The sequence below is a fragment of the Micromonospora sp. CA-248089 genome (genome assembly GCF_050948515.1).
GTDB lineage: Bacteria > Actinomycetota > Actinomycetes > Mycobacteriales > Micromonosporaceae > Micromonospora.
In genome coordinates, this window is the sequence record NZ_CP192016.1 from 2,811,849 (window position 1) to 2,832,627 (window position 20,779).

Annotated in this window: 31 protein-coding genes; 15 read left to right on the forward strand and 16 right to left on the reverse strand. The window is 72.2% G+C overall.

Annotated features, from left to right (window positions below):
- Nucleotides 1–10 precede the first annotated feature (10 nt).
- Complete coding sequence (locus ACQP26_RS13315; RefSeq protein WP_433495872.1) at nt 11–934, forward strand: AEC family transporter; 924 nt, start codon at nt 11–13, stop codon at nt 932–934.
- On the opposite strand, the gene ACQP26_RS13320 is transcribed toward ACQP26_RS13315, so the two are convergent.
- Both ACQP26_RS13320 and ACQP26_RS13325 read right to left on the reverse strand, forming a co-directional pair.
- On the reverse strand, nt 935–1,594 hold the full coding sequence (locus tag ACQP26_RS13320) for a Type 1 glutamine amidotransferase-like domain-containing protein (RefSeq protein WP_281578109.1): 660 nt from the start codon (nt 1,592–1,594) through the stop codon (nt 935–937).
- 79 nt (nt 1,595–1,673) lie between these two features.
- The gene (locus tag ACQP26_RS13325; protein ID WP_433495873.1) at nt 1,674–1,985 is read right to left on the reverse strand and encodes a nuclear transport factor 2 family protein; all 312 of its coding nucleotides are present in this window, start codon (nt 1,983–1,985) and stop codon (nt 1,674–1,676) included.
- A 93-nt stretch (nt 1,986–2,078) separates the two neighbouring features.
- Here ACQP26_RS13325 and ACQP26_RS13330 point away from each other — a divergent pair, with 93 nt between their 5' ends.
- Together ACQP26_RS13330 and ACQP26_RS13335 are read left to right on the forward strand one after the other, a co-directional pair.
- Nucleotides 2,079–2,918 (forward strand): helix-turn-helix domain-containing protein, encoded by an 840-nt coding sequence (locus ACQP26_RS13330; RefSeq protein ID WP_433495874.1) that lies wholly within the window; start codon nt 2,079–2,081, stop codon nt 2,916–2,918.
- Between the two features lie 66 nt (nt 2,919–2,984).
- Complete coding sequence (locus tag ACQP26_RS13335; RefSeq protein ID WP_433495875.1) at nt 2,985–3,566, forward strand: dihydrofolate reductase family protein; 582 nt, start codon at nt 2,985–2,987, stop codon at nt 3,564–3,566.
- A gap of 23 nt (nt 3,567–3,589) precedes the next feature.
- On the opposite strand, the gene ACQP26_RS13340 is transcribed toward ACQP26_RS13335, so the two are convergent.
- Nucleotides 3,590–4,078 (reverse strand): DinB family protein, encoded by a 489-nt coding sequence (locus ACQP26_RS13340; protein ID WP_269707108.1) that lies wholly within the window; start codon nt 4,076–4,078, stop codon nt 3,590–3,592.
- Between the two features lie 47 nt (nt 4,079–4,125).
- Nucleotides 4,126–5,088 (reverse strand): hypothetical protein, encoded by a 963-nt coding sequence (locus tag ACQP26_RS13345; RefSeq protein WP_433495876.1) that lies wholly within the window; start codon nt 5,086–5,088, stop codon nt 4,126–4,128.
- Between the two features lie 362 nt (nt 5,089–5,450).
- On the opposite strand from ACQP26_RS13345, the gene ACQP26_RS13350 reads away from it, so the two are divergent.
- Complete coding sequence (locus ACQP26_RS13350) at nt 5,451–6,128, forward strand: GNAT family N-acetyltransferase (protein ID WP_269706668.1); 678 nt, start codon at nt 5,451–5,453, stop codon at nt 6,126–6,128.
- A gap of 117 nt (nt 6,129–6,245) precedes the next feature.
- Nucleotides 6,246–6,761 carry a hypothetical protein gene (locus ACQP26_RS13355; protein WP_269706667.1) on the forward strand — a complete coding sequence of 172 codons (516 nt, stop codon included), beginning with the start codon at nt 6,246–6,248 and terminating at the stop codon, nt 6,759–6,761.
- Here the strand turns inward: ACQP26_RS13355 and ACQP26_RS13360 are convergent, their stop codons facing one another.
- The gene (locus tag ACQP26_RS13360) at nt 6,762–7,463 is read right to left on the reverse strand and encodes a hypothetical protein (protein ID WP_269706665.1); all 702 of its coding nucleotides are present in this window, start codon (nt 7,461–7,463) and stop codon (nt 6,762–6,764) included.
- Nucleotides 7,464–7,573: 110 nt separating this feature from the next.
- On the opposite strand from ACQP26_RS13360, the gene ACQP26_RS13365 reads away from it, so the two are divergent.
- Nucleotides 7,574–7,951: an MmcQ/YjbR family DNA-binding protein gene (locus ACQP26_RS13365; RefSeq protein ID WP_269707107.1), complete on the forward strand. Its 378-nt coding sequence runs from the start codon at nt 7,574–7,576 to the stop codon at nt 7,949–7,951.
- Between the two features lie 9 nt (nt 7,952–7,960).
- On the opposite strand, the gene ACQP26_RS13370 is transcribed toward ACQP26_RS13365, so the two are convergent.
- The gene (locus ACQP26_RS13370; protein WP_269706663.1) at nt 7,961–8,488 is read right to left on the reverse strand and encodes a DinB family protein; all 528 of its coding nucleotides are present in this window, start codon (nt 8,486–8,488) and stop codon (nt 7,961–7,963) included.
- Nucleotides 8,489–8,546: 58 nt separating this feature from the next.
- Entirely contained in the window at nt 8,547–8,951 is a 405-nt protein-coding gene (locus ACQP26_RS13375; protein ID WP_269706662.1) for a winged helix-turn-helix transcriptional regulator, read from the reverse strand.
- Between the two features lie 99 nt (nt 8,952–9,050).
- Between ACQP26_RS13375 and ACQP26_RS13380 the strand changes: the two genes are divergently transcribed.
- Entirely contained in the window at nt 9,051–9,848 is a 798-nt protein-coding gene (locus ACQP26_RS13380; RefSeq protein WP_269706661.1) for an SDR family NAD(P)-dependent oxidoreductase, read from the forward strand.
- Between the two features lie 15 nt (nt 9,849–9,863).
- On the opposite strand, the gene ACQP26_RS13385 is transcribed toward ACQP26_RS13380, so the two are convergent.
- On the reverse strand, nt 9,864–10,331 hold the full coding sequence (locus ACQP26_RS13385) for an SAM-dependent methyltransferase (protein WP_269706660.1): 468 nt from the start codon (nt 10,329–10,331) through the stop codon (nt 9,864–9,866).
- Nucleotides 10,332–10,431: 100 nt separating this feature from the next.
- Here ACQP26_RS13385 and ACQP26_RS13390 point away from each other — a divergent pair, with 100 nt between their 5' ends.
- From ACQP26_RS13390 to ACQP26_RS13405, 4 genes are all read left to right on the forward strand, one after another.
- Nucleotides 10,432–11,289 carry a PhzF family phenazine biosynthesis protein gene (locus tag ACQP26_RS13390; RefSeq protein ID WP_269706659.1) on the forward strand — a complete coding sequence of 286 codons (858 nt, stop codon included), beginning with the start codon at nt 10,432–10,434 and terminating at the stop codon, nt 11,287–11,289.
- Complete coding sequence (locus ACQP26_RS13395) at nt 11,286–11,984, forward strand: class I SAM-dependent methyltransferase (protein WP_269706658.1); 699 nt, start codon at nt 11,286–11,288, stop codon at nt 11,982–11,984. Before ACQP26_RS13390 ends, ACQP26_RS13395 begins: the two co-directional genes overlap by 4 nt.
- 96 nt (nt 11,985–12,080) lie before the next feature.
- A complete protein-coding gene (locus ACQP26_RS13400) occupies nt 12,081–12,449 on the forward strand; it encodes a YciI family protein (protein ID WP_091427285.1) in 369 nt (122 codons plus the stop codon).
- Between the two features lie 80 nt (nt 12,450–12,529).
- On the forward strand, nt 12,530–12,976 hold the full coding sequence (locus tag ACQP26_RS13405; protein WP_281578096.1) for a hypothetical protein: 447 nt from the start codon (nt 12,530–12,532) through the stop codon (nt 12,974–12,976).
- 20 nt (nt 12,977–12,996) lie between these two features.
- Here the strand turns inward: ACQP26_RS13405 and ACQP26_RS13410 are convergent, their stop codons facing one another.
- Entirely contained in the window at nt 12,997–13,401 is a 405-nt protein-coding gene (locus ACQP26_RS13410) for a nuclear transport factor 2 family protein (RefSeq protein WP_269706656.1), read from the reverse strand.
- Nucleotides 13,402–13,471: 70 nt separating this feature from the next.
- On the opposite strand from ACQP26_RS13410, the gene ACQP26_RS13415 reads away from it, so the two are divergent.
- From ACQP26_RS13415 to ACQP26_RS13425, 3 genes are all read left to right on the forward strand, one after another.
- Entirely contained in the window at nt 13,472–14,005 is a 534-nt protein-coding gene (locus ACQP26_RS13415; RefSeq protein WP_281578095.1) for a TetR/AcrR family transcriptional regulator, read from the forward strand.
- A gap of 195 nt (nt 14,006–14,200) precedes the next feature.
- Nucleotides 14,201–14,980: an alpha/beta hydrolase gene (locus ACQP26_RS13420; protein ID WP_269706654.1), complete on the forward strand. Its 780-nt coding sequence runs from the start codon at nt 14,201–14,203 to the stop codon at nt 14,978–14,980.
- A gap of 9 nt (nt 14,981–14,989) precedes the next feature.
- Nucleotides 14,990–15,388: a VOC family protein gene (locus ACQP26_RS13425; protein ID WP_269706653.1), complete on the forward strand. Its 399-nt coding sequence runs from the start codon at nt 14,990–14,992 to the stop codon at nt 15,386–15,388.
- 9 nt (nt 15,389–15,397) lie between these two features.
- Here ACQP26_RS13425 and ACQP26_RS13430 read toward each other — a convergent pair whose 3' ends face one another.
- Genes ACQP26_RS13430 through ACQP26_RS13440 form a run of 3 tightly spaced genes read right to left on the reverse strand, consistent with a single transcriptional unit; the run spans nt 15,398 to nt 16,375 of the window.
- Nucleotides 15,398–15,793 (reverse strand): hypothetical protein, encoded by a 396-nt coding sequence (locus ACQP26_RS13430; protein WP_269706652.1) that lies wholly within the window; start codon nt 15,791–15,793, stop codon nt 15,398–15,400.
- A complete protein-coding gene (locus tag ACQP26_RS13435) occupies nt 15,790–16,167 on the reverse strand; it encodes a VOC family protein (protein ID WP_269706651.1) in 378 nt (125 codons plus the stop codon). Before ACQP26_RS13435 ends, ACQP26_RS13430 begins: the two co-directional genes overlap by 4 nt.
- 13 nt (nt 16,168–16,180) lie before the next feature.
- Nucleotides 16,181–16,375: a DNA-binding protein gene (locus ACQP26_RS13440; protein WP_269706650.1), complete on the reverse strand. Its 195-nt coding sequence runs from the start codon at nt 16,373–16,375 to the stop codon at nt 16,181–16,183.
- Nucleotides 16,376–16,576: 201 nt separating this feature from the next.
- Here ACQP26_RS13440 and ACQP26_RS13445 point away from each other — a divergent pair, with 201 nt between their 5' ends.
- Entirely contained in the window at nt 16,577–17,980 is a 1,404-nt protein-coding gene (locus ACQP26_RS13445) for an alpha/beta hydrolase (protein ID WP_269706649.1), read from the forward strand.
- 12 nt (nt 17,981–17,992) lie between these two features.
- Here ACQP26_RS13445 and ACQP26_RS13450 read toward each other — a convergent pair whose 3' ends face one another.
- The 4 genes from ACQP26_RS13450 to ACQP26_RS13465 are packed head-to-tail and all read right to left on the reverse strand — an operon-like array spanning nt 17,993 to nt 20,743.
- Nucleotides 17,993–19,054 (reverse strand): hypothetical protein, encoded by a 1,062-nt coding sequence (locus ACQP26_RS13450; RefSeq protein WP_269706648.1) that lies wholly within the window; start codon nt 19,052–19,054, stop codon nt 17,993–17,995.
- A gap of 32 nt (nt 19,055–19,086) precedes the next feature.
- The gene (locus ACQP26_RS13455) at nt 19,087–19,407 is read right to left on the reverse strand and encodes a PadR family transcriptional regulator (protein ID WP_269707106.1); all 321 of its coding nucleotides are present in this window, start codon (nt 19,405–19,407) and stop codon (nt 19,087–19,089) included.
- Between the two features lie 41 nt (nt 19,408–19,448).
- Entirely contained in the window at nt 19,449–19,946 is a 498-nt protein-coding gene (locus ACQP26_RS13460; protein WP_269706647.1) for a YcxB family protein, read from the reverse strand.
- A 53-nt stretch (nt 19,947–19,999) separates the two neighbouring features.
- Nucleotides 20,000–20,743 (reverse strand): SAM-dependent methyltransferase, encoded by a 744-nt coding sequence (locus ACQP26_RS13465; RefSeq protein ID WP_269706646.1) that lies wholly within the window; start codon nt 20,741–20,743, stop codon nt 20,000–20,002.
- Between the last annotated feature and the right edge of the window lie 36 nt (nt 20,744–20,779).

Consider the following 20,779-nt stretch of genomic DNA (forward strand, 5'->3'; position numbering starts at 1 on the left):
GCTGAGCGCGATGAGCCTGGTGTCGGCGTTCGTACCGATCTGGATCCTCACCGCCGCCGGTTACGCGGCCTGCCGCTGGGGCCTGCTGGGCGAGTCGGCGGCATCGGTGCTCGGCCGGTTCGTGTTCCAGCTCGCGATGCCGGCCGCCCTGTTCCTGGCCCTGGCCCGGATGCCGCTGTCCGGGTTCGCCGGGCGCTCGCTGCTCGCCTTCGGGGTGAGCACCGTCGCGGTGGTCGGGTTCGGCTGGGCCGGTGCGAGCCGGCTGTTCGGTCGCGAGCCCGGCGAACGGCCGATCTGGGGCATGGCCGCCGGATATGTCAACTCGGCGAACCTCGGTATCCCGATCGCGACGCAGGTTCTCGGCGACGTGTCGTTCCTGGCGGTGGTGGTGCTGCTGCAGGTGCTGGTGGTGGCACCCGTGATCGTGGTCGTCCTGGACCGCCGCAGCGACCCGGCCGGGCGGGTCCGGGTGCGCCGGGTCGCCTCGCTGCCCGTACGCAATCCGGTGATCCTGGCGTCGCTGCTCGGTGTCGCGTGCTCCGCGGCCGGTCTGCGTCTGCCTTCGGCGGCCACCGCGCCGCTCGCCCTGCTGGCGGGTGCCGCGGCGCCCGCCGCCCTGATCGCGCTCGGCGCGTCGCTGCACCCCGCGGCGCCGTCGCGAGCGGAACCGACCGGGGCGGCCGAACTCGCCGTGATCACCGCGCTGAAGCTCGTCGCGCAGCCGGTCGTCGCGTACGCGGCCGGGCTGGCCCTGCACCTGCCCGCGCCGCAGTTGCTCGCCGTGGTGGTGTGCGCGGGCCTGCCGACGGCGCAGAACACGTTCATCTTCGCCCAGGAGTACGGCGTCGGCGAGGCGGTCGCCAACCGGGCGGTGGTGGTGACGACGACGCTGTCGCTGGTCACAGTGGCCGCTGCGGCGGCGCTGCTCGGGTAGCTACCGCTCGGAGGGGAACCGTCTCCACTGCCCCTCGGAGACGACCTCGACGGTGCCGTCGACCACAGTGATGGCCGTCTGGTCGTCGATGGCGTACGCCGGACCGGCGATCTCGGCCGCCCACTTCTCGGCGTTCGCCATGGTGTTGTCCGGTTCGAGGCCCAGGTGCGGGAAGATCGAGAAGTCGACGAGCCCCAGCGTGCGGTCGTCGGGCGCGGACTGCCACTCGACGAAGTCCTTGCCGACGCGCGGGGTCAGCACCATGCTCCCCGCGCTCAGCCCCACCCAGACGGTGTCCCGCAGCGACGGCAGCAGATCCGCCAGCCCGGACTGCCGCATCCAGTGGCACAGGTACGTCGCGTCGCCGCCGTGCACCAGGATGACGTCGGCCTCGCGGACCCAGGGGACCCACCGCTCCTCGCCGATGCTCGGTAGCGCTGTGAGTTCCAGAACGCCCAGCGACTTCCAGCCCAGGCCGGTCATCGGTAGCGGTGTCTCACCGGTGATGAAGCGCCAGGCCGAGGCGGGCCCGCCCATCGGGTAGGCGGCCGTGGGGATGCAGAGGGCACTGGACTCGGCGATCGGCTTGCCCAGCAGGTCGACCAGCGCGTCCTGGATGCTCGGGTTCTGAACCCCCGCGGATGTGAGAAGAAGCTTCACGCCTACCTCCGGTGGCAGCGGTCGGGTGTACGGGAATGCAGACCGGGCACCGTATCGAAACTCATCGCCGCGCGTCGCGTCACTCGCGGATCTCCATCGCTGCCACCACTCCGTTGTCGAGGCGGTAGACGTGCGTGACGGTGTGGTCGGCAAGCTTCGCTCCGGCCTTGTCGCGCACCACTTGATGAACGGTGACGGCGATCCGGCCGTCGGCCTCCGTGCGGAACGCGGTCGGCGTGACAACAGGTTCGAGCTGGTCCCACTGCCGGCGCCAGTAGGCACCCACCTGCTCCCGGCCGCGAAGGACGCCGCCCTCCCAGCCGTTGGGCCAGGACACATCCGGCGTCATGGCGGCCAGCAGCGTGGGGATGGCCGGTGGACGAGGTCCCATGAAGCCGTCTTCGCGGTCAGCAGAACGCGCGGGCGTGAACCGGCCCCGGCGGGGCGTCGGTGACGACGGCGGCGCATCCGCGATGCTGTGGACGTGGAGTACGTGTCCAGAGTGCCGCGACCGCCGCTGGACGGGCTGATCGACGACCTCTACTACCTGGAGGGCACACCCCCGTACGCCCGGCTCGTGCTGCCGCCGATGCCGGCGGCGCTGCTCGTCGTCAACCTCGGGGCGCCGTTTCGCGTCCGCGGCGGTACCGACATCGAGACCACGGAGTACGCCGACGGCTGCGTGATCACCACTCCCACCCGTGCGTTCGAGTTCGGCTATCCGTGCCCGACGCGCTCGGTCGGCGTACACGTCAAGCCGTGGGGTCTGGCGCCGTTCCTGCCGATGCCGGCGGTCGAGCTGTGCGACCGGCCGGTGACGCTGGAACAGGTGTGGGGCCGGCCCGCGGTGGCCGAGCTGCGCGACCGGCTGGCCACGGCGGACGGACCGCACGCGATGCTGACGCTGCTCGAGGACGAGCTGATGCGGCGGTGCGCCGAGACCACCGGCTTGGGGCTGGTGCGGCATACGAGCGGCGTCATCGCGGCGACCAGCGGTGCGGTGCCGATCGGCGACCTGAGGACGGCGGCCGGTGTCAGCAGCACCCATCTGGCGCAGCGGTTCAAGGCGCTCGTCGGCGTCACGCCGAAGCGACTCGCGCGCACCTACCGCTTCGCCGCCACCGTGTTCGCGATCGACCCCGCCGGACCTGTCGACTGGGGCGAACTCGCCGGTGACGCCGGCTACTTCGACCAGGCCCACTTCGGCCACGAGTTCCGGGCGTTCACCGGGCTCACGCCGACCCGGTACATCGAGGTCTGGCGGCGGTTCCTGCACGAACACCCCGGTCACGTGATCGACGGCTGGTCGCTGCCGGCCGATTGATTTCCTACAAGAACAGCGGCTCACGGCCCGCTAGCTTGGGAGCACCCAAGGCAGAGGAGAAGCGGCGTGGGCACTGTGGTCCTGTACAGCTCGGTGTCGGTGGACGGCTTCGTCGCGGACGACAACGACCAGCCCGGGCCGCTGTTCGACTGGTTGACCAGCGGGGACGTCCCGCTGGACGACAGCGGAGCGTTGCGGGTGTCGCAGACGTCCCACGACTACGTCCGGCCGTACTGGGACCAGATCGGGGTGACCGTCGTCGGACGGCACGTCTTCGACCTGACCGACGGCTGGGACGGGACGCCGCCGAGCGGGATCGACCACGTGGTCGTCGTGACGCACCGGCCGGCGCCCGAGGGCTGGAACCCCGACGCGCCGTTCCACTTCGTCGACGGCGTCGAGGCGGCAGTGGCCAGGGCGCAGGAACTCGCGGGGGACCGCGTCGTCGAGGTCGCGGCCGGTGACGTCGGAGGCCAGGCGCTCGCCGCGGGCCTGGTCGACGAGGTACGCATGGACGTCGTACCCGTGGTGTTCGGCTCCGGCAAGCGCTACTTCGGGTCGGTGGACGCGCAGCACCTGCTGGAGGATCCGGACGTGGTGCTCCAGGGCGATCGGGTGCTGCACCTGCGCTACCGGGTGCGCCGCTGACCGGTCCAGCGGTACCGCCCGGTTCAGCGTGGGCCCAGCCCGGTGCGCCCGTCGATCAGCTCGCGCACGGCGTCCAGGTGACCGGCGTGCCGGGCGGTCTCCTCGATGACGTGCAGAATGATCCGTCGAAGGTCGGTGGTCTGCGACGCCAGTGTCTCGTCCGGATGCCGGCCGGCGGGAGCCGCCGACAACGGGGCCGCGGCGATGATGGCGTCGGAGATGTCGCACTGGTCGCGGTAGAAACCGAAGACCTCGGACGGCGATCGGGTCGTACGCAGCGGTGTGTTCTCATCCGGCCAGGGCAACGGCTCCACCGAACCACGGAAGACCTCCTGGAACCAGTGACGCTCCGCGTGGCCGAGGTGATCCACCAGCCCGAGCGGCGACCACCCGGAGGGCAGAACAGGCGTTCGCAGCGAGGCCAGGTCCAGATCCGCCAGGATGGCCCGGATGCTGACGCGCTGGTACTCGAGGAACTCACACAGCGCGGCCTTCTCCATATCGACTTCCATCACGCGCGCAAGCTAGCCGCCGGCACCGACAGTTTCGCCGCGATCATTCAGTCGATCGACGAGCCGGCCAGCAGTCGCTCGGTCCGGTCGCGAAGGGCGTCGAGTTCGGCGGAACGGCCGCGCACCTCGGTGAGGAGGTCGATGGCCGCCCGCAGATGCTCCAAGGCCACGATGTCTTCGTCGACGGGAACGTCGACCTCGAATCGATCGAGGAGAGCCGCGAAGTCGGCCACCACCGCCTCGGCGCTGTCGGCGGCCCGGTCCGGGTCGCCGTTACGCAGGGAGCAGCGCGCCGACTCGATCATCGCTCGGCCGACGAAGGCGTGACATTGGCCCAGCAGGCCGGTGACGATGCGCCCCACCAGGTCGAGGCCACGCTCCTCGAACTCCGGGTCGGGCTGGGCAGCGAACTGCGCGGTGACCGCACGGGCGGCCGCAGCGAGCGCGACACCGTCGACCCACTCCTGGGAACCCTCCGCGGCACAGGGCTGCTGCCCGAGTCGAGCGATGCATGCTTCCGCGGCGACCGACAGTGCCGTCGCTGCTTCGAGGAGGAGATGGAAGCGAATCCGATCCCTCTCCCGCGATCCGACGGCCAGCCGCGCGACCTCGAGCGCCACGGCGACGTCTTCGGTGCCACGCGTGGGCTCACCACGCCTGGCCCCTTCCAGGAGAGCCTGCGCCGCCGCCCGTTCCTCGGGCGACGGACCGGGGTCCCCGTCGTCGACTGCCAGTCCGAGCTCGAGCCGGTACGAGGTCCACGCCAGCGGGTCCTTGACCGGGTCCGGCTCGTTCGCGGGGTTGCCGGACGCGGCACGAACCACTCCACCCCCGACGCGGTCCATCGCGAGCCGCGCATCGTCGAACGGCAGCGCGAACCGTTCGGTCAGGACGGCAAGGACATCGCGACGGCGCGTCCCCTCCTTCTCAGCCGCACGGAGATAGCGGACAAGGGCGTGTACCGATGTCCCCCGAGCGAGGCGCACCGTCAGGTCGTCCGTCCATTGCACCGGACGAGGATGACCGCCGCGACCGCGAACCACAAGCGGGTTATGCGCGACGTCCGGCCGTACGCGATTGACACGTCCGGGTCGGTAAGGGCAAGGTTGCGGTCGGCCACGCGCACCGCGTGGCGACTCTGCATGAGGGAATGACGCCTGTGATCCGGGTAGGCCGAGCGGCCGCCTGAGTGTCGACCACGCGACGGATGACCGTCGCGTGCCTGCGACACGGCGGGGCGGCCCGACGTTTCCTCCACCGTCGCAGCTTCCCTCATGCATCGAGGTTTCCCGTGAGCATGGATGCCCGCATCCAACAGTCAGTCGTCCTCAACCTGTCACGTAGGCCCGCGCCCGTCGAGGTGGGGCCTTTCGTGATCGGGCTGGACCCGACGACGACCAGCCCGTACATCAACTACGCGACGCCGCGCCCCGGCGCCGCCGTCACCGCGGCCGACGTCGCCGCCCTGGTCGCGGCGTTCCACGCCGCCGACCGCAAACCCCGCCTGGAGTACGTCACCAGTTGCGTCCCCGATCTGGAGGCGCTGCTGACCGCCGCCGGCTTCACCGTGGAAGCCCGGCACACCTACCTGGTCTGCGCGCCGGACACGCTGGCGTCCCCACCAGTGCCGGACCATCTGCGCCTGTGCGAACCGGGTACCGATTCCCAGCGCGCCGCGCTGATCAGCGTGCAGAACGAGGCGTTCGGCGGTGATCCGGTCGCCTCCGCGGCCGACGTGGCTCGCCTGCGGCGTCAGCAGGACGCCGGCGGCGTGGTCGTCACGGCCGTCACCGAGGACGGTGGCTGCGCGGGCGGAGGCGGTGCGGCTGCGCCCGTCGGCGCGGTCAGCGAGGTGGCCGGCATCGCCGTTCGCGCGCCCCACCGCCGCCGGGGACTGGCGTCCGCGATCACCGCCGACGTCACCCGGCGTCTGTTCCACGCCGGTGCGGAGGTCGCCTGGCTGGAGGCCGGCGGTGAGGACTCGTGGCGGGTCTACCAGCGCGTCGGCTACCGGCCCGGCGGCCAACGGCTCTACATCGCGATGGACTGAGCGTCGGCGAGGCGCCCGGGCTGACGTTCGACGACCGAGGCCCGAACCGCGGCGGCACGCCGGCTCGGGAGCCCTTGTCGGCTGGCGGCCGCCGTGCGCTCCGGGTACACCTGGGCGGTGATCCTCATTCAACGGGTCCGCGTCCGGTGGACCGCCGCCGCCCGCGGTGCGCCCGCGGCGAACGCCCGCCGCGGGCTCGTCCGGGCGATGCCGCTGCCCGGGCCGCTGCCGGCCGCCGAGGTGGTCGTCCACGACGTGCTCGCCGACCAGGAGGTCGGCTACCGGCACCGAGAGGGGGTACGCGCCGGAGGCGTCGCCCTGGCCCGCGAGGTCGGACTGTGGCTCGGGCACGACCGGGCGTCGATCGTCGTGGACCGGTTACCCGGGTCGGCGGCGTACCCGCGCCCGTCGGCGTCGGCGCGACTGTTCACGCTCGAGCCGGGGCAGGTCGGCCGTTACCGGGCCAACTTCCGGTTCACCGGGTGCGCGTGCAGCCCGAGCTGGTACTACGAGGAATGGCTGGTGCACGTCAGTCACGGCACGGCGGCGCCTTTCGCGTACGGCGAGCCGGACCACGACGCCGACCACCGTGTCCGGCTGTACGGCGGTGCGGTCGCGCGGCGTGCCAGGTGATCAAACGGTCAGCCGGTTCGCGTCCAGCCAGCGGCGCCAGGAAACCCGGGTGACGTTCCGCTCCGGGTGCTCGGCTACGTGGAGGACGAACTGCGCCCGGAGCCGAACCAGGGCATCGTCGGCGGACGTCAGTGCCTCCACCTCGTGGAAGAACAGCGGACCGTGGAAATGACGGACCAGGCTCGCGTACATCCAGTCCTTGCACCGGTACGGGCGCCGCAGTGCCGCGAGGGTCAGCTCGGCGAGCTGCGGCTCGACGCCTTCCGGGACACCGGCCCGACGGAATCGGTGCAGGAGCGTCTCCTTCGTCGACCAGCGGGACCACATCGACGACTCCCGCGCGCCCCACTCGTCGGGATGGTCCGTCTCCCATCGGAGGTACAGGGCGGCGTACGGTGCCCACCGGGCGCGTCTGTCGAGGTCGTCGTCCGGGGAGTCCCGGAAGGCGTTGAGAGGACCGTCGATCGTCTGCCGCTGAAGCCGGTAGAGGCGGGTGTGCGCCTCGTCCATCGCCGCCTGGAGCCGGGCCTGGCTGGACCTCGACCGGTAGTGCGCCGACCACAGGCCGTTCCACTCGTCCAGCGCGTCGCTCGCCGCGACGAGAGTTGCCTGGTGACGGGCAAGCGCCCGGTGGCGCGCGCCCGGGTCGGCCGCCACCAGGTCGAAAAGCCAGGAGTAGTCACCGGTCGGCTCCGCACGCATCAGGGCAGCGTGCCATCCGCGTTCCGCCGGGGTTGACGGCCTACCCGCCGCGGGGCAGCGCGGCGGGTACGCTGTGCCGGTGCGCAGGGCGGTGTTCCGGGGTGACCGTCGTGGTTGACGCGGACGACGTCCGCCGGGTGGCGTTGTCGCTGCCCGACGTGGTCGAGATCGACAGTGACGGCTTCGACTTCCGGGTCGCCGGCAAGGGGTTCGTCTGGTCCTATCCCGAGCGCACGCCGGGGAAGCCCCGGCGCATCCGCACCGACATCGCCGTGCTGTACGTGGGCGACGAGGCGGAGAAGCAGGCGCTGCTCCTCGGCGAGCCCGACCTCTTCTTCACCACCCCCGCGTACGACGGGCTGCCCCTGGTCATGCTGCGGCTGGCGCACGTCGGCGTCGAGCGTCTGACGGAACTGGTCACCGACGCGTGGCGGATGCGTGCCCCCGGCTCGCTCACCGGTGAACCCGGCGAGGGCGCCGGCGCGTGACGCCGGCCGTTACGACGACGAGCCGTCGTCGGCCACCCGCTGTCCGTCGAGGATCTGCTCCCGGAGGATGTCCGCGTGCCCGCAGTGCTGGGCGAGTTCGCGTAGGACGTGGAGGTAGACCCAGCGCAGCGGAAGCGGGCCTCGCCGGTGCCCGGTGAGGACATCGTCCAGACCCCGCGTGGCGGTCGCCCGGCGTGAGGCGTCGCGGGCGTCGCGGTACGCCTGCCGGACGCCGGCGATCGTGTCGCCGTCGTCGAGGAGGAACGAGTCCTCCGACCGCTCGGGGATGCCGATCTCGGCACGCGACCGGCCCGTGACGGCCTCGTCGAACCAGACCCTCTCGACGAAGGTCGCGTGCTTCACCAGACCCAGCAGCGTGGTGCGGGAGGCCACCAACGATCGGCGCGCCTGTTCCTCGGTCAGTCCGTCCAGGCAGCGGTCGAGCGCGTCGCGGTGCTCGTCGAGAAACGCCTCGAGCTGGGCCTGGATCGGCTGCGCGACGATCCCGGCGGAGAAGGTGGGCGGAAAGGACGGCATGGACGAAGCATTCCAGATCGGCGCCCACCGCCCGGCGGACAAACGCCGGACCGGTGCCTCACCGCTCGGGCACGCTCACCGGGTCCACGGGCTGACGCGCCGCGACGATCTCGGCATGGTGAGCGACCGCCCAGTCGGCCAGCGCGGAAAGCGGCCCCAGCAGGCTGACACCGAGCGGCGTCAGCCGGTACTCGACGCTCGGCGGCACCGTCGGAAACACCTCACGTTCGACCAGGCCGTCGCCTTCCAGCGCGCGCAGTGTCCGGGTGAGCATGCGCGGGCTGATGCCCTCGACGGCCCGGTGCAACTCGTTGAACCGGTGCGGATGCCGGCCGAGCAGGGTGATCAGCAACAGCGTCCACTTGTCGCTCACCCGCCGCAGCACGTCGGTGACCGGGCAGCGATCGTACTCGCCGGCCGGAACCGGCATCGGCAGCCGATGATCGCGCAGCGAGGCACTCACACCGGTGTGACCTGTGGACATGAAAGTGCCTTCTTTCGCCTCCGCCGACCTGCTGCCCAGGATGAGGCAGGCCGATGAGCAAGACGATAAGGGGGCGACGTGGGCGTCGTGGTGGTCAGTGGCGGCACGAACGGGATGGGACGTGCGTTCGCCCTGGGGCGGGCCGAACGTGGCGACCGCGTCCTGGTGCTCGGTCGCAGCCGTGCACGGGGCGAGGCGATGGCCGGCGGCCTGATCACCTTCGTTCCCGTCGATCTGTCCAGCATGGCCGAGACGCGGCAGGTCATCGCGCACATCCTCGGCGAGCATCAGGTCGTCGACGCGTTGGCGCTGTTCGCCAATGCGGTGGCGCCGCGTCGCGTCGAGACGGCGGAGGGACTGGAGCGTACGTTCGCGCTCTACTACGTCAGTCGCTACCTGCTCAGTTTCGGTCTGCGTCCGGCCCTGGACCGGGCGACCGCGCCGGTGATCGTGAACGTCGCCGGTGTCGGGGTCACGAGAGGCGAGGTGCGCTGGACCGATCCCCAGATGACGGCGGGCTACTCGGCCGTCGCCGCGCAGTTGCAGGCCGGTCGGGCCAACGACCTGCTCGGCGTGGGCTTCGCCCAGCGGTCCGGTAGCCGAGCCCGATACGTGCTCTACCATCCCGGGTTCACCAGGAGCGGTGACCGTAGCGCGCTTCCGGTCGTGGTACGGGGGCTGCTCGCGGTGGCGGCGGCGGTCGCCGCCCGGTCCGTCGCGGACGCGGTGGCGCCGATCCACCGGTTCCTGGACGCGCCGCCGACCGCGCCGGTGACCGCCGTCGACCGGGGGAAGCGACTTCCGCCCGGTTTCCCGACCCTCGACCCCCGTGACGCCGAGCGGTTGATGGACCTCACGGAGCGGCTCCTGCGGTGAGGCGCCGCGCCGACGCTACGGCCGGAAGTACTCGGACATCATGCTGCTCACCCACTCCGGCTGCCGGACGTCGGCGGGGACGAACTCCGTCAGCACCGGCTTCAGGTCGATCACCGGCGTGCCGGCCACCGCGTCGAGGCCCACCACCGTCAGTTCGCGGCCGTCGACCGACTCGATGCGGCAGCACGTGACGCCGATGCGGTTCGGCCGGCGAGGGCCGCGGCCGGCGAACACGCCCATCGGCGGCAGGTCGGCCCGGCCACGGTAGGGGCGGGGCTCCCGGAAGTCGCCCCCGTCCGGGAACCGGTCGAAGACGAACAGGACCTCCACGTGGGAGAACTCCTCCAGGCCCTGCAGACACGCCTCGCCGAAGCGTTCGTCGACGACGATCGTGCTGCGGACCGCACCCCAGTTGTCGCTGTGCTGGATGTCCGTCCGGTCGTTGCGGACCGTGCCGATCGGAGTGATCTCGAAGCCGCTCATGACCGGAGACTAGTTCCGCGTCCCTCGGCTCGGGGCCCCGCTTCGCCGTGAGCCGGTCACGGGGCACACGGGCCGGACCGCCGCCGCTAGGCTCATGATCATGGACATTCTCCGATACGCCGCGTTCACCGCCGACCCCGCCGGTGGCAACCCGGCCGGTGTCGTCCTGGACGCCACCGGGGCGGGCGACGCGGAGATGCAGCAGGTGGCGGCGCAGGTCGGTTACTCCGAGACGGCGTTCCTCGTGCCCGGCGGGGACGGGCGGTTCGCGGTGCGCTACTTCAGCCCGAAGGCGGAGGTGCCGTTCTGCGGCCACGCGACGATCGCGTCCGCGGTCGCCTACGCGCAACGGCACGGCGCCGGTGTGCTGCACCTGGAAACCCGCCCCGGACTGGTCGAGGTCGCCACGAGTGTGCGGGCTGACGGCACCACCACCGCCACGCTGACCAGCGTCGCGCCGCGCACCGTACCGCTGGGCGCGGACGACCTGGCGGCGCTGCTCGCCGCGTTGCGCTGGTCGCCGGACGATCTCGACGCGACGCTGCCGCCGCGTGTCGCGTACGCCGGGGCCTGGCATCCGATCGTGGCCGTCGCGACCCGGCAGCGCCTGGCGGACCTGGACTACGACATGGCGGCGCTGAGCGCGCTGATGGCCGAGCGGGACTGGACGACGATCGACCTGGTGCACCGCGAGTCTCCGCTGGTGTTCCACGCGCGCAACCCGTTCCCGCCCGGCGGCGTGGTCGAGGACGCCGCCACCGGGGCGGCGGCCGCCGCGTTCGGTGGCTACCTGCGGGAGTTGGGCCTGGTACAGCCGCCCGCGACTGTGACCGTGCGGCAGGGTGAGGACATGGGCCGCCCGAGCCTGCTCACCGTCGGCATTCCCGCCGGGGACGGCGCGGGGATCGCGGTGACCGGCACCGCCGTGCCCATTCCACCCGCTGAGGCGGTCCGGTGAGGCCGGACCACTACGATGGCTTCGCCGAGCGGTACGCGGCGGAGAACGAGTCCAGCCTGTTCAACGCCTACTACGAGCGGCCCGCGATGCTGGGACTCGCCGGTGAGGTGCGGGGCCGGCGGATCCTCGACGCGGGCTGTGGCGCCGGTCCGCTGTCCGAGGCGCTCGCCGCGCGCGGGGCCGTCGTGACCGGGTTCGACGCCAGCGCGGCGATGGTCGGGCTGGCCCGCAAGCGGCTGGGCGGTGACGCGACGCTGCTGGTGGCCGACCTCGCCGCGCCGCTGCCGCTCGCCGACGGCGCGTTCGACGACGTGATCGTCTCGCTGGTGCTGCACTACTTCGCGGACTGGACGGCGCCGCTGGCCGAGCTGCGCCGTGTGCTGCGTCCCGGCGGCCGGCTCCTGGTGTCGGTGAACCATCCGATCGGGTACGAGGTGGCGTTCCCGGACGCCGACTACTTCGCTGTCGCGAGCTGGTCCGAGGAGTACGACTTCGACGGGCAGCGCGCCACGCTCACCTACTGGCACCGGCCGCTGCACGCGATGACGGCGGCGTTCACCGGCGCGGGTTTCCGGCTCTCGGTGATCAGCGAACCGCCGTTCTCGCCCGACACGCCGCGCGAGCTGCTGCCCCCGGAACTCGACGGCCGTACGGCGTTCCTCTGCTTCATCTTCTTCGTTCTCGAAGCGCACTGAATCCGAGCGGCGCATAACGTCGGATCCGGGTCGGCTCGTTCGTAGGACGGGTGAGAGGCGGCCGGACCGGCCGCCCGGACAAAAGGGAGTCATGGCATGCCGCGGTACCTGATCTCGTTCAACGACGGCGCGATGGACCACATCCCCGCGGAGGAGATCCCCCAGGTGGGCAAGGACGCGCACGCGGTCATCCAGGAGGCGGTGAATGCGGGCGTGTTCGTGTACGGCACCGGGCTCGAACGCCAGCAGGCCAGCATCGTGGGTACGGACGGGGTGGTCACCGACGGGCCGTTCCCGGAGACCAAGGAGGTCATCGGCGGGTTCGTGGTCCTCGACGTGTCCTCACGCGACGAGGCGCTGAAGTGGGCCGCCAAGATCGCCGTCTCGTGCCGCTGCGCCCAGGAGGTCCGGGAGATCATGCCCGACCCCGAGACGGAGGCGATGCTCCGCGCGGCGGGCCGCTGACAGGTCCGATGTCGACGCGACAACGGTGGGCGCGGCACCCGGACGGAGGTCGCGCCCACCATGATCGCTAGCCTCGTGCGGTGAAACGTGAACTCGCCGCGCTGTCCCTGTTGTTCGTCGTCTCCGCGTGCGCACCCGCGGACCCCGCGCCGTCGTCCTCCACAGCACCGTCGTCGTCCGCCGCTCCGCAGGCCGGTTCGACGGCGCCCACGGACAAGTTCGCCGCCGGGGCGTGCAACATGGTGGCCCGGGTGATCGAGCAGCAGGACGTCAAGTTCACCTCGAACACGTCGATCGCCCTGCGTGCGGCGAAGGCGACCGACCCGGGCGTACGGGAGGCCGGCCAGCGACTCGCGGTGGCGGCGAAGGAATCCGGGGACATGTTCGTCCGCAACGACCCGAACGAGGACACCGGCCCGGTCGACGCGCGTATGGCCGAGGCGCAGCGCGGGCTCCTGTCCGCGTGCACGGCGCTGTTCGGGCCGCAGCCGTGGCCGTTCGCCCCGTCGTCGACACCGACCACCTGAGCCGCGGCGCTGATGCCGGCTCATGCCGGGCCGGCGGCCCCGGCGATGGCGAGTGTGTGCTGATACTCGCGCCAGTGGGCCAGCTTGCCGTCCCGGGTCCGCAACACCCCGATGAACGGCGCGGAGGCGGTCACCCCGGTCACCGTGTGTGTGCCGACGAGTTCGTACTCGACCACGATCACCTCGGGATCAGCGGTCTCGTGTACGACCACGCCACGGCAGTCGTCGAACCGCACCGGGAAGGACGCCCGGCCCGCACGCGTGTACTCGAGAACGGGCTGCTTTCCCTCGGTGCGCGTCGGGTGGCCGGGCGCGGCGAAGGGCGTCTCGACCACCACGTCGTCGGCCAGCGAATCCGCCTCGAAGGTGGGCAGGTTCGCCAACCACCTGGCACGCATGCTCTCGAAGATCTGCTGTGGTGTCACGCCGGCCTCCGCAATAATGAGTCATGACTCGACTTGTGTCCCCGAGAATAATGAGTGGAGACTCACTTTGGTGGAGGGTCCGCCCCTGCGCGCCGACGCGCAACGCAACCGCGCACGCATCCTGGACGCCGCCGAGGCGGTCTTCGCCGAGTTCGGCGCCCGCGCCTCCACCGAGGAGGTGGCCCGCCGTGCCGGTGTTGCCATCGGCACGGTCTTCCGTCATTTCCCCACCAAGGAGGACCTGCTCGCCGCGCTCATGAAGCGACTGCTCGCGCAGCTCACCGAGGAGGCGGGAAGACACGACCTCCTCGGGTTCTTCAGACACACGGTGGCGCAGGCCGCCGCGAAGAAGACGGCAGTCGAACTGCTCGCCGCATCCGGGGTGGACATCCGGCTTCCGGACGCGGTAGGTCACCTGGAGGAGGCGGTGGGCCGGCTGCTGGAACAGGCCCAGGCCGCCGGAACCGTCGCCGACTCGGTACGGCTCCCCGAGGTGATGGCGCTGCTCACCGGCATGTGCCAGGGCGCGCTGCACGGCGGATGGGACGAGCACCTGCAAGCCCGGACGCTGGCTGTCGTCTTCGCCGGCTTCGAGCGCGGCTGACGGCCCGGCGCGGATCACGCCGCGATAAAACGGTTGGCCCGCCCTGGCGAGCGCTGTTAGCTTGCCGGTGGCCGTGCCGGAGGACGAGGGAGGTGGTACCCGTGACCGCAGTTTCGACATGGGTGCTCCCCTCGGGGGTCACGGCCGGGCGATAGGTCGTCCGGGAGCGCCGTCGCACTCCCGAAAGGCACGACCATGCGCTTCACCTCCGACCAACACCTCGCCGACGGCGTCCGCGAACGCGAGTTCACCCTCGGCGAGATCCCCGGCATCCTGTGGACGCCCGCACCCGCGCCCGAGCCGGACCCGCTGATCCTGCTCGGCCACCCCGGCGGACTGCGCCGGATGTATCCCCGCCTGGCGGCCCGGGCGCGGGGCTGCGTCGAGCAGGGCTTCGCCGCCGCCACCGTCGAACTGCCCGGCGGCGGCGACCGGCCCGCGTCCGCCGCCGCCGAGCAGGCCCGCGCCGACCTGCGCCGGGCCCTGGCAGCCGGTGAGCCGGTTGCCGACGAGGTGGTCGACCGGCTCGTCCTGCCGCTGGTGGAGAAGGCGGTCCCGGAGTGCCGGGCCGCGCTGGACGCGCTCCTCGCGCTGCCCGAGGTCGGCGGCCCGATCGGGTACGCCGGCGGGGTGATCTCGATCGGCGTACGGCTGGCGGTGGTCGAACCGCGCATCGTGGCCGCGCTCCTGTTCGCCGGGAGCTTCGTGCCGCGCGCCATCGTCGAGGACGCCCGGCGGGTCACCATTCCGCTGCACGTCCTGCTGCAGTGGGACGACGAGGGCAACGACCGACAGATGGCGCTGGACCTGTTCGACGCCTTCGCCTCCACGGAGAAGACGCTGCACGCCAACATGGGTGGGCACACCGGCGTCCCGTGGTTCGAGGGGGACGCCGCGAACCGGTTCTTCGTCCGGCACCTGAAGGCGGCGACGACCTCGGCGGATCCGGGGGAGGGGACGCCGCCCGGCCAATAGGGTGATCGCATGGCGCCCGTAACCGGACTGGACCACGTCGTCATCGCCGTGTCCGACTGGCGGGCCGCCACCGACTTCTATCGCGACGTCGTCGGCGCCGAGGTGATCGGCGTCGGCGGCGACCGCGTCGCCTTCCGGATCGGTACGAACCAGTTGAGCGTGCACGGGCCGGGTCTCGACCTCGGCGGCAACCTGGCCCGGATCCCCGTCCGTCCGGGCAACAGCGACATCTGCTTCGTCTGGGCGGGGCCGATCGAGGAGGCGGTGGCGCACCTGCGGCGGCACGACGTCGAGGTGGAGACGGGACCGGTCCGGCGGGTCGGTGCCGGTGGCGCCGGGACCAGCGTCTACTTCCGCGACCCGGACGGGAGCCTGCTGGAGTTCATCTCCTACCAGGAGACGCCGTAACGGGTCAGGTCACAGCGGTGACATGACCAGCTCGACGTTGCGGGCCTCCGTCGCGTCGTCCACGGCGAACTGCAACAGCCAGCGGCCCGGCGCCAACTCGATCTCGTCGTCGCCGTCGGCGTCGCCGACGTAGAGCCGCCCGGAGGGGACGTCCAGCGTCGCCTCGTACGGATGCGTCGCCACCCGCCCCGGCCTCACCCGGATGTCGAGCGTGACGTCGGCCTCTCCCACGTCCGCCATGGCGGCGTGGACCACCGACACGGCGACGTGGTGCGTAGTGGCGAACACCGGGCCGTCGCCGTCGTGGAAGTCGATGTCGAACTCCTCCTCGCAGTCCGCGTCCCGGAAATAGACGGCACCCCAGTGGTAGGGGCGGACCCGGCGCACGTGCTGGTCCCCGGTCACGCGGACCCCACCGGCGACGCCCAGGTGGGCCGCCGGATCAGGCAGAACGGGTGGCCCGCCGGGTCGGCGTACACGTGGTCGCCCGGCAGCCGCCGTGCCCCGAGCGCGAGCACCGCCGCGCCCGCCGCGTCCTGGTTGTCGACCATGACGTCCAGATGCATCTGCTGCGGCACCGCCGGATCCGGCCATGTCGACGGCGCCAGATCGGGGGCGCGCTGGAACGCCAGCCCGGACGCCGCCGTGCTGGCCGATACGACGGCGAAGTCGTCGTCCGCGTACGTGATCGGGTCGCCGAGGACGGCGCTCCAGAACCGTGCCTCGGCTATCGGATCCGGGCAGTCGACGATCAGGTGGTGGAGCCGGCCGAGTGGCATCGCGATCACCTCGTCAGCTCAGCCGCAGGTCGTGTTCGGCGAGGGCGGCCTCGATGATGCCCAGCGCCTTGGGTCCCATGCCGTGCAGGCGGGCCAGTTCCGCGCGCGGCACACCGGCGAGGCGGCGCAGCGTGGTGTAGCCGGCGGCGGTCAGCGCCCGCATGGCCGGCGCGCTGATCTTCGGCAGACTGTCCAGGGACGACGTCATCGCCCGATGCTAGACCGCCGGCAGCCCGGTCCGATGCCCCGGCGAGCGCCCGGCCGCCCTGGACGGGAACTGGTCTCTGCTCATGTGGCCTTCAGGGCGGACTCGGGGAGAAGACCCGAGGGGCATCTCGGGGCGTTTCCGTATGGGACTCGGGTGGGCCGCCGCTGAAGAATCGACTGGCATCCACAACGGGGAGGTGCCGTGTACCGACGTACCGTGGCCGTCGCTCTGGCCGTGATCACCGTCCTGGCGGGACTACCCGGCGCGGCGCACGCCGGGCTCCCGCCACCGCGCCTCGTCTGGGGCGAGTGCGCCGACGATCTGCCGGACGTCCCACCGGATGAGCGGGTGCGGTGCGCCCGGCTGCGCCTGCCGGTGGACTGGGCCCGGCCGGACGGCCCGACGTTCGAACTCGCCGTGGCGCGCCGATCCGCGCGCGTGCCGGAGCACCGGGTGGGCACGCTGGTGTTCGGGCCGGGCGGCCCCGGCGACTCGGGGGTGGAACGCATCCGCAAGGGCGACCGGTTCAGTGACGAACTGCTGGACCGGTTCGACCTGGTCAGTTTCGATCCGCGTACGGTCGCCCGCACCGCCGCGCCCGCCTGCACGCCGGATCCGGTGCTGCGCAAGCCGCCCGTCCCGTTGACCGGTCCGGCGGACTTCGACGCCGCGGTGGCCTACAACCAGGCCCTGTGGAGCAGGTGCCGCCCGACCAGCCCGGTGTACGACCACGCCGACACGCTCAGCACCGTCCGCGACCTCGACGCCCTGCGGCGGGCGCTGGGGGAGCGGCGGCTGTCCTTCCACGGAAGCTCGTACGGCACGCTCCTGGGCCAGCAGTACGCCGAGCGGTATCCCGGCCACGTGCGGGCGGTCGTGCTGGAGGGCGTGTTCGACCACAGCCTCGACGTGCGGTCCTTCGTGCGGACGCAGGCCGCCACGTTGCAGGACTCGTTCGACGAGTTCGTCTCCTGGTGCGACAGGTCCGCGGACTGTGTGCTCCACGAACGGGACGTACGGTCGGTGTGGGCGCGGGTGCTGGCCCGCGCGGACCGTGGCGAGTACGCCCCCCGTACCCCCTTCGACGTCACCGCCGTGGCACTCGGCCTGCTCGCCGGCCCGCGCTGGCCGCAACTGGCCGCGATCGTGCGGGACATGGACGCCGGCACGCCGCCACCGGCTGTGAACTTCCCGCTCTCGGTCGCGGCGTTCTGCGCGGACTGGCCGGCGCGGGTGCGCGACTACGCCGACTACGCCGGCTTGGTCCGCGACGCCGTGGCCGTCGCACCGGACGTCCGGTACGGCGCCGGTCTGCTGGCCGTGCAGACCTGCCTGGGCTGGCCGTCCCCGGTCCGCAACCCGCCGCACGCGCTGAATGTGCACACCCGCACGCGGCTGCTGCTGCTCAACGCCCGGCACGATCCCCGCACCGGCTACGCCTGGGCGGTGAACGTCGCCCGGCAGCTCGGCCGGCACGGGCGTCTGGTCACGTACGAGGGCTGGGGCCACGGCACTTACCAGCGCAACGACTGCGCGGAGGCGGTGGTGGACAGATACCTCGTCGACCTGACGTTGCCGGCCCCTGGCGCGCGATGCCCGGCATGACCCGGCGGGCTGCTAGACAGCCGGTCCCGACGCCCCGGCGAGCGCACGGCCCGCCGGCCGCCGGCGCGGCAGCGCCGCCAGGCCCAGCGCGAGCAGCAGCAGGACCGTGCCGACCAGGAACGGCAGTGACATGGCGGGCTGGCCGAGCCACTCCCACGGCACGTGCCAGCGCGGGTGCGGCTCGCCCAGGTGGTGCGTCAGCATCAGCGGCGCGCCGAGCAGGATCGGCGCGGCCCAGAACACCATCGCGACGCCGTACAGGACCTTCGCCGGCCCCTGCACCAGCGACCGCCGTCCCTCGGTGCGGCGGCTGGCCCAGCCGAACAGCGTCCAGCCGCCGACCGCGCCCAGTGCGAAGGCGAGCAGACCGGCGGGGTAGGCGGCGCCGGGGGTGGCGCGGCTGAGGGCGAGGCTCATCGAGCCGTCCGCGGTGAGCTCCACGGCGAGGATGTGGTCGCCGCGCTCGGCGTACACGGTGACGTCGGAGGGGATGGACGCCGGGTCGCAGCGCGGACTGCCGGGGGCGCAGCCGTACGCGTCGGACCGGACGGGCTCGCTCTGCTCCCAGCCGGCGGCGTCCAGGCGCTGCCGCAGGTCGGTGAGGCCGCCCGCCGGCGTCTGGTCGAACGACGCGGTCAGCTCGGCCAGCGCGTACTCGCCGCCGTCGCCGAGCAGCAGCTCGGACAGGAGGTCCTCGTTCAGCGGGTGGCCGTAGATGAGGAACACGGCGGGCGGGTCGTCCTGGTCGAGGTGGCTGACCTGCCGGTCCGGGTAGAGCTGGCCGACCACGGCGGCGAGGTCCCGGTGGTCGAGCGGGCGGGAGCCGAGCCACGCGAGCCAGGTGCCGAACGACGCGGCGAACAAGCCGCAGACCACCGCGAACACCGACGCCCAGGCCACCACGCCGCGGCTCGCCGGCCGTCCCAGCCGGGCACGCAGACCATGGCGTACGAGATTCGCCGCGACCCGGGTACGCCGGTGGGCCGCGCCGACGTCCCGTACCGTCTCCAGGATTTCGGCCCCGCGCGCGCGGCGGTAGTCACGGGGGTAGGCCAGCAGCAGCCAGCGGTGCATCGGTGTCTCCCTACGGGCCGCGACGGCGGGGGTCAGGCGGTGCGGGGCCGCAGGGCGCGCAGCCGGGCCTCGCCGGCGGCGGCGAGCTGCCGCAGCCGTTCGGTCTGGCGTGCCAGCTCGGTCCGGCCGTCGGCGCGCAGCCGGTAGTACCGGCGCAGCCTGCCGTCGACCACCTCTTCGTGGCTGAGTTCGACGAGGCCCTGCGCGACCAGCCGGTCCAGGGCGGCGTAGAGCGTGCCCGGCAGCAGGTTGACGCGACCGCCGGACAGGCCGGCGACCTCCTGGATGATCCCGTAGCCGTGGCGCGGCTCGTCGGCCAGCGCGGTCAGGATCAGGAAGGTCGCCTCGCGCATCTCAGTCACCGGGGCAACATATACAGCCGATCAATACATGGTCAACGGTCGCCGAGCAGTTGCCGCTCCACCATGAAGGCGCGCAGCCGCCCGGCGTCCTCGGCGGACATCAGCCACCGGGGGATCACCGTGGCGGGCATCCGTCCCACGTACACGATCCAGAAATCCGGGGTCTCGGTGACCCGCTCGACGCCGTCCCAGGCGATGCCGCCGGACTCCGAACCGCTGCGCATCATGATGTTGCGGTCGTCGATGTCGTAGCCACCCTCGACCGCGTAGCCGCCGGACCGGCGCCGTGCCCGCCACCGCACCCACGGCGCGTACAGCATCGACAGCACGCCGGCCACGATGAACGCGGTCCACAGCGACGCGAAGCGGTCACCCCGCTCCGACGCCTGTGAGACGATCCAGCCGATCACCCCGATCGCGGCGAGGACCGCGCCGATGTAGCCGAACCGGCGCAGCCGGGCGGCGGCGAGCGCGGCGGCCACGCGGGCCGGATAGGCGGGGTCGGCCGGTACGGCGAAACGGATCTGCACGCCCGAACGATAGTGCCCCGCCCGCCTGTACCGGACTGGACCCGCGCGGCCGGTCAGGTGCGGCGCAGCACCAGCGTCACGAACCCCAGCACGCCGCGGTATCCGCGTAGCCACTGGTCCCGGTGCTCCCGGGCGGCGGTGAGCGCCCCGGCGGCATCCGGGTGACCCGGGTTGTCCAGCGCCCACTCGGTCAGCGAACCGGTCCACGACCACTCGTAGTCGTCCCACTCGGCGGCGTCGCTGACGTGCGCGTACACCGGGGTCCAGCCGGCCTGCTCCGCGGACGCGACCAGACCGGCGAGGTCGCTGTGGTCCTCGGGCTTCGCGCCAAGCGCCGCCAGTGCCTCCGGCGTCGGCGGCACCTGCCAGAATCCCTCGCCCACCATCAGGATGCCGTCGGCGTTCACGTGCCGGCCGGCTAGTTCCAGCGTCCCGCCGAACCCGTCGAACGCGTGCGTCGACCCGACGCAGAGCACGAGGTCGTAGTCGCCGTCCGGCACGTACGACCGGGCGTCGCGCTCGTGCAGCGTGAGCCGGTCGGCGAGGCCCCGCACGGCGGCGGCGTCAGCAGCGCGCTCCAGCGCGTACGGGCTGAGGTCCACACCGTCGGCGTGCCCGTCCGGGTGGTGCGCGAGGGCCTGCAACGCCCAGGCGGCCTCACCGCAGCCCAGGTCGAGGATGCGGGCCGCCGGCCGGCGACCGGCCCGGCGCAGCAGCCGGTTGACGTTCACGCCGGAGACCGGGGCCGCGATCGGGTGGTGCGAGTGCGCGATGCTGCTCAGGCGTTGACGGTCCATCGCCGCAGTCAACACGAGCACGGCCGGATTGTCGTG

What these genes read in the sequence shown, in the direction of transcription:
- ACQP26_RS13455 (WP_269707106.1), bottom strand. Translation starts at nt 19,407, where the DNA reads ATGCGCGAGGCGACCTTCCTGATCCTGACCGCGCTGGCCGACGAGCCG.
- ACQP26_RS13440 (WP_269706650.1), bottom strand. Translation starts at nt 16,375, where the DNA reads ATGACGTCGTCCCTGGACAGTCTGCCGAAGATCAGCGCGCCGGCCATG.
- ACQP26_RS13325 (WP_433495873.1), bottom strand. Translation starts at nt 1,985, where the DNA reads ATGGGACCTCGTCCACCGGCCATCCCCACGCTGCTGGCCGCCATGACG.
- ACQP26_RS13435 (WP_269706651.1), bottom strand. Translation starts at nt 16,167, where the DNA reads ATGCCACTCGGCCGGCTCCACCACCTGATCGTCGACTGCCCGGATCCG.
- ACQP26_RS13420 (WP_269706654.1), top strand. Translation starts at nt 14,201, where the DNA reads ATGCGCTTCACCTCCGACCAACACCTCGCCGACGGCGTCCGCGAACGC.
- ACQP26_RS13400 (WP_091427285.1), top strand. Translation starts at nt 12,081, where the DNA reads ATGCCGCGGTACCTGATCTCGTTCAACGACGGCGCGATGGACCACATC.
- ACQP26_RS13340 (WP_269707108.1), bottom strand. Translation starts at nt 4,078, where the DNA reads ATGGAAGTCGATATGGAGAAGGCCGCGCTGTGTGAGTTCCTCGAGTAC.
- ACQP26_RS13465 (WP_269706646.1), bottom strand. Translation starts at nt 20,743, where the DNA reads ATGGACCGTCAACGCCTGAGCAGCATCGCGCACTCGCACCACCCGATC.
- ACQP26_RS13385 (WP_269706660.1), bottom strand. Translation starts at nt 10,331, where the DNA reads ATGAGCGGCTTCGAGATCACTCCGATCGGCACGGTCCGCAACGACCGG.
- ACQP26_RS13425 (WP_269706653.1), top strand. Translation starts at nt 14,990, where the DNA reads ATGGCGCCCGTAACCGGACTGGACCACGTCGTCATCGCCGTGTCCGAC.
- ACQP26_RS13315 (WP_433495872.1), top strand. Translation starts at nt 11, where the DNA reads ATGAGCCTGGTGTCGGCGTTCGTACCGATCTGGATCCTCACCGCCGCC.
- ACQP26_RS13370 (WP_269706663.1), bottom strand. Translation starts at nt 8,488, where the DNA reads ATGCCGTCCTTTCCGCCCACCTTCTCCGCCGGGATCGTCGCGCAGCCG.
- ACQP26_RS13360 (WP_269706665.1), bottom strand. Translation starts at nt 7,463, where the DNA reads ATGCGTGCGGAGCCGACCGGTGACTACTCCTGGCTTTTCGACCTGGTG.
- ACQP26_RS13450 (WP_269706648.1), bottom strand. Translation starts at nt 19,054, where the DNA reads ATGCACCGCTGGCTGCTGCTGGCCTACCCCCGTGACTACCGCCGCGCG.
- ACQP26_RS13390 (WP_269706659.1), top strand. Translation starts at nt 10,432, where the DNA reads ATGGACATTCTCCGATACGCCGCGTTCACCGCCGACCCCGCCGGTGGC.